This is a genomic window from Streptomyces sp. SDT5-1 (genome assembly GCF_052245995.1).
Taxonomy (GTDB): domain Bacteria; phylum Actinomycetota; class Actinomycetes; order Streptomycetales; family Streptomycetaceae; genus Streptomyces.
The window spans coordinates 3625206-3637286 of sequence record NZ_CM125963.1 but is presented as its reverse complement, the minus strand read 5'-3'; the positions used below and the strand labels follow the sequence as shown (position 1 = coordinate 3637286).

The following is a 12081-nucleotide window of genomic DNA, read 5'->3' as shown; positions in this document are numbered from 1 at the left end:
AACGCGTGGCGGGGCGCCGGACGGCATTGGTCAACTCCCCACGGCTGTCGTGGCATCGGCCCCTCGTCGCTGCGTCCGGACCACGGCGCGTTTCGGTGGCTGCCCTCGTCGGCGGGGCAGCCACCGCACCTTCACGTCAGCCCACCGCCGGTGCCTTCGCCCGCAGCACCGTCAGGAACTCCCGCATCCACCGCGAGTGGTCGGGCCAGGCCCGGGAGGAGACGAGCGTGCCGTCGACGACGGCCTCAGCGTCCTGGAACGTGGCGCCCGCCGCCTGCATGTCCGTCTCGAGCGCCGGGTACGCCGTGACCCGCCGCCCGCGCAGCGCGTCCACCGCCGCCGTCAGGAGCGGCCCGTGGCAGATCTGGGCGACGGGCTTGTCGGTGTCGAAGAAGGACTTCACGATCTTGCGGAGCTCCGCGTCCCCGCGCAGGTACTCGGGCGCCCGGCCGCCCGGGATCACCAGTGCGGCGTACTGGCCGGGATCGACTTCCGCGAAGGCCAGATCGGCCGGCCAGGTGTAGCCGGGCTTCTCCGTGTACGTGTCGAAACCGGGCTCGAAGTCGTGGACGACGAACCGGAGCTTCTTGCGGGTCGGGGCCGCGATGTCGACCTCGTACCCCTCCTCGCGCAGCCGCTGGTACGGGTAGAGGACTTCCAGCGACTCCGCCGCGTCGCCGGTGACGATCAGGATTTTGGGTGCCATTGGTCACACGTTCCCTTCGCCGGGATCCGCCGTGTCGTGTGCTCAACGTGCCGCCGGGCCGCCCGGCTGGCAAGAGCCCGTACTACGCAAGGGCTCCAGGGCTTCTGTGCAGAGTGTCAAAGTTCGACCCGCGGTTTTGTACACATACGGCTCATGACGTGGCCCCCTCGGGGAGCGATAGCCTTGTCCCGTGATCAGCGCGATATCTCGCGGGGGCATCGTCGCCCCCTGCCCGCGCCGGGAGATCAGGACCTGCCACAGCGGTCCGGCCCGGCGCTCAGCCGCTGATCATTTCGGGCGGATGGCCTCTTCGTTGAAAACGGCGCATTGTCGTCCACCCATCACCGATCCCGGCATAACGTCGTCTCAGACCGGACACCCCGCGTCGAGACGTTGTGCCGGGCGATTCATCTACGCCACGTCTACGTCTCGCAACGGCGCGCGACAGGAGCCAGAGGACAATGCAGACCAAGCTGGACGAAGCCAAAGCCGAGCTGCTCACCAGGGCCGCCCGGGTAGCTGAGAACAGCCCGGTAGGGGGGAACCTACCGACTGGGGCGACGGGCGAGGGCACGCAGGCCGGGACCGTCACGAACACCGACAGCGTGCTCGCGTTCCTCCAGCGCTACTACCTGCACACCGCACCGGAGGACCTGAGCGACCGCGACCCGGTCGACGTCTTCGGCGCCGCACACTCGCACTACCGGCTCGCGGAGAACCGCCCGCAGGGCACGGCCAACGTGAAGGTCCACACGCCGACCGTCGAGGAGAACGGCTGGACGTGCAGCCACTCCGTCGTCGAGGTCGTCACCGACGACATGCCGTTCCTGGTCGACTCGGTCACCAACGAGCTGTCCCGCCAGGGCCGCGGCATCCACGTCGTGATCCACCCGCAGATCACCGTCCGCCGCGACGTCGCCGGCAAGCTCCTCGAAGTGCTGCCCGACGGCGCGTCCGCCGAGGGCCACGACGTGCTCACCGAGTCGTGGATCCACGTCGAGATGGACCGCGAGACCGACCGCGCCGACCTCAAGCAGATCACCTCCGACCTGCTGCGGATCCTGTCCGACGTACGGGAGTGCGTCGAGGACTGGGAGAAGATGCGCGACTCGGCGCTGCGCATCGCCGAGGAGCTGCCGAGCGAGCCGACCGCGGGCGACCTGCCCGACCAGGAGGTCGAGGAGGCCCGCGAGCTGCTCCGCTGGCTGGCCGCCGACCACTTCACGTTCCTCGGGTACCGCGAGTACGACCTCGCCGACGACGACTCGCTGGCCGCCGTGCCCGGCACCGGACTCGGCATCCTGCGCTCCGACCCGCACCACGAGCGCGACGAGCACCACCCCGTCTCGCCGTCCTTCAACCGGCTCCCCGCCGACGCCCGCGCCAAGGCCCGCGAGCACCGCCTGCTGGTCCTCACCAAGGCCAACAGCCGCGCCACCGTGCACCGGCCGAGCTACCTCGACTACGTCGGCGTGAAGAAGTTCGACGCCGAGGGCAACGTCATCGGGGAGCGCCGCTTCCTCGGCCTGTTCTCCTCCGCCGCGTACACCGAGTCCGTGCGCCGCGTCCCGGTCATCCGCCGCAAGGTCCAGGAGGTCCTCAAGGGCGCTGGGTTCACGCCCAACAGCCACGACGGCCGCGACCTGCTCCAGATCCTGGAGACGTACCCGCGCGACGAGCTGTTCCAGACGCCCGCCGACGAGCTGCGCTCCATCGTCACCTCCGTCCTGTACCTCCAGGAGCGCCGCCGGCTGCGGCTCTACCTGCGCCAGGACGAGTACGGGCGCTACTACTCGGCCCTCGTCTACCTGCCGCGCGACCGCTACACCACGGGTGTGCGCCTGCGGATCATCGACATCCTCAAGGAGGAGCTCGGCGGCACCAGCGTCGACTTCACCGCCTGGAACACCGAGTCGATCCTCTCCCGGCTGCACTTCGTCGTCCGCGTCCCGCCGGGCACCGAGCTGCCGCAGCTCTCCGACGCCGACAAGGACCGCATCGAGGCCCGCCTCGTCGAGGCCGCCCGCTCCTGGGCCGACGGCTTCGGGGAGGCCCTGAACGCCGAGTGCGGCGAGGAGCGCGCCGCCGAACTGCTGCGCCGCTACGGCCAGGCGTTCCCCGAGGGCTTCAAGGCCGACCACTCGCCGCGCGCCGCCGTCGCCGACCTGGTCCACCTCGAGCAGTTGACGCAGGACGGCCAGGACTTCGCGCTCTCCCTGTACGAGCCGGTGGGCGCGGCCCCCGGCGAGCGCCGCTTCAAGATCTACCGGATCGGCGCGCCCGTCTCGCTCTCCGCCGTCCTGCCGGTGCTCCAGCGCCTGGGCGTCGAGGTCACCGACGAGCGCCCGTACGAGCTGCGGTGCAGCGACCGTACGAACGCGTGGATCTACGACTTCGGGCTGCGCATGCCGAAGCCGGCGAACGGCAACGGCGACGACCTCGGGGCCGACGGCCGCGAGCGCTTCCAGGACGCCTTCGCCGCCACCTGGACCGGGCTCGCCGAGAACGACGGCTTCAACTCCCTGGTCCTCGGCGCCGGTCTGACCTGGCGTCAGGCGATGGTGCTCCGCGCGTACGCCAAGTACCTGCGGCAGGCGGGCTCCACGTTCTCGCAGGACTACATGGAGGACACCCTCCGCAACAACGTCCACACCACGCGGCTGCTCGTCTCGCTGTTCGAGGCGCGGATGTCGCCGGACCGGCAGCGCGCCGGCACCGAGCTGATCGACGGGCTGCTCGAGGAGGTCGACGGCGCGCTCGACCAGGTCGCCTCGCTCGACGAGGACCGCATCCTGCGCTCCTTCCTCACCGTCATCAAGGCGACGCTGCGGACGAACTTCTTCCAGGAGGCGCAGGGCGGCAAGCCGCACGCGTACGTCTCCATGAAGCTCGACCCGCAGGCGATCCCCGACCTGCCCGAGCCCCGGCCCGCGTACGAGATCTGGGTGTACTCGCCGCGCGTCGAGGGCGTGCACCTGCGCTTCGGCAAGGTCGCGCGCGGCGGTCTGCGCTGGTCGGACCGGCGCGAGGACTTCCGTACGGAGATCCTCGGCCTGGTGAAGGCGCAGATGGTGAAGAACACCGTCATCGTGCCGGTCGGCGCGAAGGGCGGCTTCGTCGCGAAGCAGCTGCCCGACCCGTCGGTGGACCGCGACGCCTGGATGGCCGAGGGCATCGCGTCGTACAAGACCTTCATCTCGGCGCTGCTCGACATCACCGACAACCTGGTCGGCGGCGAGGTCGTGCCGCCCGCCGACGTCGTGCGGCACGACGAGGACGACACGTACCTCGTGGTCGCGGCCGACAAGGGCACCGCGTCGTTCTCCGACATCGCCAACGAGGTCGCGAACAGCTACAACTTCTGGCTCGGCGACGCCTTCGCCTCCGGAGGCTCGGCCGGCTACGACCACAAGGGCATGGGCATCACCGCCCGCGGCGCCTGGGAGTCCGTCAAGCGGCACTTCCGGGAGCTGGGCGTCGACACCCAGTCCGAGGACTTCACGGTCGTCGGCGTCGGCGACATGTCCGGTGACGTGTTCGGCAACGGCATGCTGCTCTCCGAGCACATCCGCCTGGTCGCCGCCTTCGACCACCGGCACATCTTCATCGACCCGAAGCCCGACGCGGCCACCGGCTACGCCGAGCGCCGCCGGATGTTCGAGCTGCCGCGCTCGTCGTGGGCGGACTACAACAAGGAGCTGATCTCGGCGGGCGGCGGCGTCTTCCCGCGCTCCGCCAAGTCGATCCAGCTCAACGCCCATATCCGCGAGGCCCTCGGCATCGAGTCCGGCCAGGCGAAGATGACGCCGGCCGAGCTGATGAAGGCCATCCTCCAGGCGCCGGTCGACCTGCTGTGGAACGGCGGCATCGGCACGTACGTCAAGTCGTCGGTCGAGTCGAACGCGGATGTCGGCGACAAGGCCAACGACCCGATCCGCGTCGACGGCAAGGACGTCCGCGCCAAGGTCATCGGCGAGGGCGGCAACCTCGGCGCGACGCAGCTGGGCCGCATCGAGTTCGCCCGCAGCGGCGGCCGCGTGAACACCGACGCCATCGACAACAGCGCGGGCGTCAACACCTCGGACGTCGAGGTGAACATCAAGATCCTGCTCAACGGGCTCGTCTCCGACGGCGACATGACGGTCAAGCAGCGCAACAAGCTGCTCGCCGCCATGACCGACGAGGTCGGCCACCTGGTGCTGCGCAACAACTACGCGCAGAACACGGCGCTCGCCAACTCCTGCGCGCAGGCGCCGTCCCTGCTCCACGCCCACCAGCGGTTCATGCGCCGCCTGGGCAAGCAGGGCCACCTCGACCGGGCCCTGGAGTTCCTGCCGAACGACCGGCAGATCCGCGAACTCCTCAACTCGGGCCGCGGCCTGAGTCAGCCGGAGCTGGCCGTCCTCCTCGCGTACACGAAGATCACGGCCTCCGACGAGCTGATCCAGACCTCGCTGCCGGACGACCCGTACCTGCGCCGACTGCTGCACGCCTACTTCCCGCAGGCGCTGCGCGACAAGTACCTCGACGCGATCGACGCGCACGCGCTGCGCCGCGAGATCATCACGACGATGCTCGTCAACGACACGGTGAACACGGGCGGTTCGACGTTCCTGCACCGCCTCCGCGAGGAGACGGGCGCGTCCCTGGAGGAGATCGTGCGGGCGCAGCTCGCCGCGCGCGAGATCTTCGGCCTCAGCGAGGTCTGGGACGCGGTCGAGGCGCTCGACAACGTCGTGGCGGCCGATGTCCAGACCCGGATCCGGCTGCACTCGCGGCGGCTCGTGGAGCGCGGCACCCGCTGGCTGCTCAACAACCGCCCGCAGCCGCTCCAGCTCGCGGAGACCATCGACTTCTTCAAGGAAGGGGTCACCGAGGTCTGGGCCGCGATGCCGAAGATGCTGCGCGGCGCGGACGCCGAGTGGTACCAGGGCATCCTCGACGAGCTGACCGGGGCCGGTGTCCCGGAGGAGCTGGCGGAGCGGGTCGCCGGGTTCTCCTCGGCCTTCCCGACGCTCGACATCGTCCAGATCGCCGACCGTACGGGCAAGGACGCGCTCGCCGTCGCCGAGGTCTACTACGACCTCGCCGACCGCCTCTCCATCACGCAGCTGATGGACCGCATCATCGAACTGCCGCGCTCCGACCGCTGGCAGTCGATGGCCCGCGCGTCCATCCGCGAGGACCTGTACGCGGCGCACGCCGCGCTCACCGCCGACGTGCTGTCGGCGGGCAACGGGACCTCGACGCCTGAGCAGCGGTTCAAGGCGTGGGAGGAGAAGAACGCGGCGATCCTGGGCCGGGCGCGCTCGACCCTCGAGGAGATCCAGGGCTCCGACTCGTTCGACCTCGCGAACCTCTCGGTCGCCATGCGCACGATGCGCACGCTGCTGCGCACGCACTCGTAGCGGATACGCGAAAGGGGGCGCCCCGAGCCGGATTCCGGTTCGGGGTGCCCCCTTCGTCGTACGGGAAGCGGCTACGCGGCGACGGGCGCCTTGGGCTTGGGCTTCGGCTTGGGCTTGGCGGGGCCCGCGGCGTTGGTGAACGCCTCGTACTCCTTGAGGACGTCCTCGGTCGGCCCGTCCATGCGCAGCTCGCCGCGCTCCAGCCACAGCACCCGGTCGCAGGTGTCCCGGATCGACTTGTTGCTGTGGCTGACGAGGAAGACGGTGCCCGCGCGCTTGCGGAGCTCCTTGATGCGCTGCTCGGACCGCTTCTGGAAGGACCGGTCGCCGGTGGCGAGCGCCTCGTCGATCAGCAGTACGTCGTGCTCCTTGGCGACGGCGATCGAGAACCGCAGCCGGGCCGCCATGCCGGAGGAGTACGTCCGCATCGGGAGCGTCACGAAGTCGCCCTTCTCGTTGATCCCGGAGAAGTCGACGATCTCGTCGTAGCGGTCGCGCACCTGCTCGCGGGACATGCCCATCGCGAGCCCGCCGAGCCGCACGTTGCGCTCGCCGGTGAGGTCGTTCATCAGGGCGGCGTTCACGCCGAGCAGGGAGGGCTGGCCGTCGGTGTAGATCGCCCCGTTCTCGGTCGGGAGCAGCCCGGCGACGGCCTTCAACAGGGTGGACTTCCCCGACCCGTTGGTGCCGATGAGCCCGATGGCCTCGCCGCGGTAGGCGGTGAACGACACGTTCTTCACGGCGTGCACCTTCCGCACGCCCGCCCGCCTCTCGGCCTTCTTCCGGCCGCCGAGGATCCGGCTCAGGGCGGCGGTGGCGGCGCCGCGGCCGGCCCCCGTCCCGTTGACCCGGTAGACGATGTCGACGCCGTCGGCGATGACGGTGGGGACCCGTTCGCCGTTCGTTTCGGAAAGAGTGTCAGCCACGACCGTACGTCTCCTCGGCCTTCCAGAAGTAGATGAATCCGCCGACCCCGGCGAGCAGTGCCCAGCCGGCCGCGAGGGCCCAGATGTGCGGCGGCAGCTGGTCCGCGGTGAAGCTGTCGATGAGCGCGAAGCGCATCAGGTCGATGTAGACGGCGGCCGGGTTGGCCCGCAGCAGCGTCTGCACGAACGACGGGATGTCCCGCCCGTCCGTGAGCCGGGTCAGGCTCCACATCACGCCGGACGTGTACATCCACGTGCGCAGCAGGAACGGCATCAGCTGCGCGAGGTCGGGGGTCTTCGCGCCGAGCCGCGCCATGATCAGCGCGAGCCCGGTGTTGAACACGAACTGCAGCGTCAGGGCGGGCACGACGAGCACCCAGGACGGCGCGGGCGGCACGCCCGTCGCCAGCAGGATGACCACCAGCGCGCACATCGAGAACAGCAGCTGCTGGAGCTGCTGGAGGCAGAACGAGATCGGCAGCGAGGCCCGCGGGAAGTGCAGCGCCCGTACGAGCCCGAGGTTCCCGGAGATCGCCCGCGTCCCCGCCATCACCGACGACTGAGTGAACGTCCACACGAACACGCCCGTGACCAGGAACGGGATGTAGTCGGGCACGCCCTTGCTGGTGCCCATGAGCTTGCCGAAGATCAGGTAGTACACGGCCGCGTTCAGCAGCGGCGTCAGCACCTGCCAGACCTGCCCGAGCTTCGCCTGGCTGTACTGGGCGGTGAGCTTGGCGGTCGAGAAGGACGTGATGAAGTGCCGCCGCTGCCACAGCCGGCGCACGTACCCGGGCAGGGAGGGCCGGGCGCCGCTGACGCTCAGCCCGTACCGGGCGGCGAGCGCCGCCGGATCCTCGGGGGTGGACCGCGGTGCCTCACGCGGGGGAGGCGTCTCCAGGACCTGGCTCACATCCGCTGCTTTCGGTCGGGGGTGCGGGAAGACGGCTGTCGTTCATCCGCCGTTCACGTCGGGACGGGCCCGTATCGTCGTGACGTGAGAGTAGGGCGGATCGACGTCGGAACGCAACCGTTTCGTCGTCGCGCGGCTGCGGCCTTATGATTCGCCATATGCCGACCAACGCCGACACCCCCAAGCCGACGCGCCGCAGGGCCCCCGCCGGCGCGGCCGTGCTGCGCGAGGACGTGACGGAGGCCATCCGCACGGCCGTCTTCGAGGAGCTGGCCTCGGTCGGCTACGCGCGGATGTCCATCGAGGGCATCGCCCGCCGCGCGGGCGTCGGCAAGACGGCCGTGTACCGCCGCTGGAAGTCCAAGCTCCACCTGGTCCTCGACCTGGTGTCGGCGATCGCCGTGCAGGGCCTGCCCGCCCCGGACACCGGCACCCTGGAGGGCGACCTCCGGCTCCTCTACGAGGTCACGTCACGCGCCCTGCGGCACCCCGTGGCCGGCCAGATCATCCCCGACCTGCAGGCCGAGGCCGCCCGCAACCCGGAGATCGCCGAGGCCCTGCAGAAGGCGCTGCGCGAGGGGCAGCACGGGGTGGCGAGCGGGATCGTGCGGGCGGCGGCGGAGCGCGGAGAGCTGAGCCCGGACCTCGACGAGGAGCTGGCCCTCGACCTCATCTCGGGCCCGCTGTACTGGCGCACGGTGGTGGTCCGCACGCCGAAGCTCCCGAAGGGCCACCTGAAGCGCCTGGCCGCCGCGACGACGGCGGCGCTGAAGGCGCTCTGAGTCCGGCCACCGGCTCTCAGGTGGTGGCCACCAGGAAGTCCTCGCCGCTCGACGGGCGCAGACCGTCCGTGCGCGTGGAGAAGTAGCGGGTCGCGAGCTCCGTGCCGGGCACGTGCTCGACCGTGCGGAATCCGGCCTCGCGGGCCAGGGCGAGCATGTCCTCGGGAGCGTAGAAGCTGCGGAAGGGGGTGCCCGCGGCGCTCGCGCCCTTGCGGCTCGTCTCCATGCCCGCGCGGTCCGCCGCGTCGATCCGGTCGGCCGGGAGGATGAAGGAGAGCGCGAGCGTCGAGCCGGGGGCCAGCTTCGCGACCTGCTCCAGGGTGGCAGCCGTGGCCTCGCGCGTGAGGTACATGGCGACGCCGGTCGAGACGACGAGCGCCGGGCGGCGCGGGTCGAAACCGGCCGCCGTGAGCCCGTCCCACCAGGACTCGCGGGCCTCGAAGTCGACGGGGACCAGGTGCAGGTACTCCGGCACCCCGTAACCGAGCGCGTCGAGGCGCTCGCGCTTCCAGGACTGCGGGCCCGGCTGGTCGACCTCGTAGACGTCGAGGCGGCCGGCGAGGTCGGGGCGGCGCTGCGCGAGGGTGTCGAGGCCCGCGCCGAGGATCACGTACTGGTCGACGCCGCGCGCCGACTCCGACTCCACCAGGTCCTCGACGAAACGGGCCCGCGACACCATGGCCGCGCGGAAGCCGCGGGTGGTGTCGGGCGCCATGTCGGGGCGCTCGCGCCAGTCGGCGGCGGGGGAGAGCAGGCGCAGGCCCACCTCGTCCACGAGCACGTGCGGCGCCTCGTCGACCTCGACGTGCAGCGCCCGCCACAGGGCGCAGCGCTCGGCGGTGTTGTCGGGGCCGGACGCGGGGGCGGTCATGCCCAGTCCTTGGAGAGGTCGAGCTCCTCGTTGCGCTCGGTCAGCGAGTACCAGTTGCCGTTGTCGTCGCGGAAGACGGCCTCGATGCCGTACGGGCGCTCCTTCGGTTCCTGGAGGAATTCGACGCCGCGCGCCTTGAAGGTCTCGTAGTCGCCGCGGCAGTCGTCCGTGCGCAGCGCGCCGCCGCCGATGACGCCCTTGGCGACGAGCTCGGTGAGGGCGCGGGCGGACTCGGGGTCCACGCCGTGGCCGTCCGGGCGCATCAGGGCGAACTCGAACTCGGGCTGGTCCTTGGCGCCGACGGTGATCCAGCGGGAGTCGCCCATGGACATGTCGGTGCGCAGCTCCATGCCGAGCTTCTCGGTGAAGAAGTTCTTCGTGCGCTCCTGGTCGAGTGTCCAGATCGTCGTGATGCCGACGCCTTTGATCATGGTGGCTCCCACGGTGTGCTTGTTCCGGTCGTTCCACCGTAGGCAGCGGGGCGCTCAGGGGGCTTCTTCAGAATTGCTCTGCTGCATTGCCCTGTTTCATTGCTCTGCTTCGTGATCGCTCTTCGTCGTGCTGAAGCCGCCCGCCCACAGCAGGGCGTAGCAGCCGGGGATGAGGGCGGCGCCGCGGCCGAGCTTCTCGCGGCGGTACGCGCCGGGGGTGAGGCCGGTGTGCTGCTTGAAGCGGGTGGAGAAGGTGCCGAGGCTCGTGAAGCCGACGAGGTGGCAGATCTCGGTGCTGGTCAGATCGCAGGTGCGCAGCATCTCCGCCGCGCGCTCGATGCGCCGCCGCGAGAGGTACTGGCCGGGGGTCTGCCCGTACGCGGCCCTGAACACCCGGACGAAGTGCGAGCGCGAGTAGCCGGCGCGGGCCGCCACGGCGTCCAGGTCGAGGGTCTCGTCGGCCCAGTTGCGGTCCATGACGTCCTTGGCGGCGCGCAACTGGCGCAGGTGGGCGAGGTGGCCGTCGGCGGCTGTGTTCATTGGTTCGATGCTGGCAGTTCCGGGGCCGGCGCGAAACTCTTAAGTCGTTCAAGTGTGATGTCCGTTACGCTCCTTTTGTATGGCTTCGAGGATCCGCCCCGCCCCCGCCTTCGACCGCACCGACCCTTGGCTGACCAAAGCGCTGCCCCGGCTGCGCGGCATCGAGCCGATCCGAAGTTACGGCTACGGCGGGGAGTTGCTGCACGACGACGGGCGGGCCGACATGGAGGCCTACGGCACGCGCGTCGCCGAACTCGCCACACGGCTCGGGGAGGCGCTCCTGTCGTACGGGGCGTCCGCGGAGGAGGCCGTCGCCGGGATGCTGGTCGTCGCCGAGACGTACGGGCTCAGCTACTGCGAGCCGAGCGTCACGCTCGCCTCCGTGTCGCTGTCCGCGCACGCGCCCGGTGAACTCACGCCCCTGCACGCGAACCGGGTGATACGCAGGCACGCCACCGACTTCCGGACGCTGGGGCGCATCCACGCGCTCGTCGAGCGGATCAGCGCGCGGCAGCTCGGGCTCGACGAGGCGCGGGCCGCGACCGCCCGGATCCTCGACGCGCCGCCCGAGCGCGGGCGGTGGGCGGCGTGGTGCGGGCCCGCGCAGACGGGACTGGTGGCGGCGGGCGGCGGCATCGCGTTCGGCGGTGGCGCGCTGACCTCGGTGTGCGCGTTCCTCGCCGGTCTCTTCGGGGCGCTGGTGAGCGGCTGGCTCGGGCGGCACGGGGTGCCCGCGTTCTACCGGTCGGCGGTCGCCGCGATGCCGACCGCCGTGCTCGCCGTCGCGATCAGCCACAGCGCGCCGCCCGCGACGGTGCAGTCCGTCGTCGTGGCGGGGGTCCTCGGGCTGCTGCCGACCGTGACCTTCGTCAGCGCCGTGCAGGACGCGCTGACCGGGCACTATCTGACCGCGCTCGGGCGGCTCTTCGACGCGATGCTGGTGTTCGCCGCGGTGGTCACGGGCGTGGTCGCCGTGCTCGGTCTGGGTCGGCTCGTCGGGTTCGAGGCGCCGGTCGTGCCGACGGCGGCGCGGGTTGAGTACCTGGGGGCGCCCGCGGTGGGCGCGGCCGTGTTCTCGGTGGCGGTCGCGGCGCGGGCGCGCACGCCCCGGCGCGACTGGCTGCCGGCGGGGCTGCTCGGGCTCGGCGGCTTCGTGGTCGCGGCCGAGTTCGCCCTGCTGGGGCTGCCCTCGCTCGTCGGTACGGCGGTGGTGGCGGCCGGGGTCGGGTGCGCGGCGCACCTGCTGGCCAGGCGGCGGCGGGAGTCGGTGCTGCCGCTCGTCGTGCCCGGAATCGCGCCGCTGCTGCCGGGCAGCGTGCTCTACGTGGCGCTGGCGGCGCTCGCGTCGGGGCGGACGACGGCGGGGATCGGGGGGCTTGTGCACGCCGCCGCGGTCACGCTGGCGATCGCCGTGGGGGTGGGGCTCGCCGGGGAGGCGGCGCAGCTCTTCCGGAGGGTGCGGGGGAGCGGCTCGCCGGAGCGGGGCGGGCGTCGCGGGGCGCTG

The 12081-nt window shown here is 71.2% G+C and carries 8 protein-coding genes and 1 pseudogene; 3 read left to right on the top strand and 6 right to left on the bottom strand.

Annotation, left to right across the window (positions count from 1 at the left end):
- Positions 1–136: 136 nt before the first annotated feature.
- Positions 137–706, bottom strand: a complete 570-nt coding sequence (locus ACTWJ8_RS16895; protein WP_356376089.1) for a DJ-1/PfpI family protein — start codon at positions 704–706, stop codon at positions 137–139.
- A gap of 461 nt (positions 707–1167) precedes the next feature.
- On the opposite strand from ACTWJ8_RS16895, the gene ACTWJ8_RS16890 reads away from it, so the two are divergent.
- Positions 1168–6114 (top strand): NAD-glutamate dehydrogenase, encoded by a 4947-nt coding sequence (locus ACTWJ8_RS16890; RefSeq protein WP_443264323.1) that lies wholly within the window; start codon positions 1168–1170, stop codon positions 6112–6114.
- A gap of 71 nt (positions 6115–6185) precedes the next feature.
- Here the strand turns inward: ACTWJ8_RS16890 and ACTWJ8_RS16885 are convergent, their stop codons facing one another.
- Positions 6186–7040, bottom strand: coding sequence for an ABC transporter ATP-binding protein (locus ACTWJ8_RS16885; protein WP_356376095.1), 855 nt, complete (start codon positions 7038–7040; stop codon positions 6186–6188).
- On the bottom strand, positions 7033–7953 hold the full coding sequence (locus tag ACTWJ8_RS16880; RefSeq protein ID WP_356376098.1) for an ABC transporter permease: 921 nt from the start codon (positions 7951–7953) through the stop codon (positions 7033–7035). The genes ACTWJ8_RS16885 and ACTWJ8_RS16880 overlap by 8 nt, the downstream gene beginning before the upstream one ends.
- 158 nt (positions 7954–8111) lie before the next feature.
- On the opposite strand from ACTWJ8_RS16880, the gene ACTWJ8_RS16875 reads away from it, so the two are divergent.
- A complete protein-coding gene (locus ACTWJ8_RS16875; protein ID WP_356376101.1) occupies positions 8112–8735 on the top strand; it encodes a TetR/AcrR family transcriptional regulator in 624 nt (207 codons plus the stop codon).
- Between the two features lie 16 nt (positions 8736–8751).
- On the opposite strand, the gene ACTWJ8_RS16870 is transcribed toward ACTWJ8_RS16875, so the two are convergent.
- The 3 genes from ACTWJ8_RS16870 to ACTWJ8_RS16860 form a co-directional block, all read right to left on the bottom strand.
- A complete protein-coding gene (locus ACTWJ8_RS16870; protein ID WP_443264321.1) occupies positions 8752–9606 on the bottom strand; it encodes a class I SAM-dependent methyltransferase in 855 nt (284 codons plus the stop codon).
- Positions 9603–10037, bottom strand: a complete 435-nt coding sequence (locus ACTWJ8_RS16865; protein ID WP_356376107.1) for a VOC family protein — start codon at positions 10035–10037, stop codon at positions 9603–9605. Before ACTWJ8_RS16865 ends, ACTWJ8_RS16870 begins: the two co-directional genes overlap by 4 nt.
- A 96-nt stretch (positions 10038–10133) precedes the next feature.
- Complete coding sequence (locus ACTWJ8_RS16860; protein WP_443264319.1) at positions 10134–10577, bottom strand: helix-turn-helix transcriptional regulator; 444 nt, start codon at positions 10575–10577, stop codon at positions 10134–10136.
- Between the two features lie 79 nt (positions 10578–10656).
- Here ACTWJ8_RS16860 and ACTWJ8_RS16855 point away from each other — a divergent pair.
- A pseudogene (locus ACTWJ8_RS16855) lies at positions 10657–11994 on the top strand (threonine/serine ThrE exporter family protein); the annotation flags it as partial.
- Between the last annotated feature and the right edge of the window lie 87 nt (positions 11995–12081).

Coding starts and splice junctions, on each gene's coding strand:
- ACTWJ8_RS16860 (WP_443264319.1), bottom strand. CDS start 10,577: ATGAACACAGCCGCCGACGGCCACCTCGCCCACCTGCGCCAGTTGCGC.
- ACTWJ8_RS16890 (WP_443264323.1), top strand. CDS start 1,168: ATGCAGACCAAGCTGGACGAAGCCAAAGCCGAGCTGCTCACCAGGGCC.
- ACTWJ8_RS16895 (WP_356376089.1), bottom strand. CDS start 706: ATGGCACCCAAAATCCTGATCGTCACCGGCGACGCGGCGGAGTCGCTG.
- ACTWJ8_RS16865 (WP_356376107.1), bottom strand. CDS start 10,037: ATGATCAAAGGCGTCGGCATCACGACGATCTGGACACTCGACCAGGAG.
- ACTWJ8_RS16875 (WP_356376101.1), top strand. CDS start 8,112: ATGCCGACCAACGCCGACACCCCCAAGCCGACGCGCCGCAGGGCCCCC.
- ACTWJ8_RS16870 (WP_443264321.1), bottom strand. CDS start 9,606: ATGACCGCCCCCGCGTCCGGCCCCGACAACACCGCCGAGCGCTGCGCC.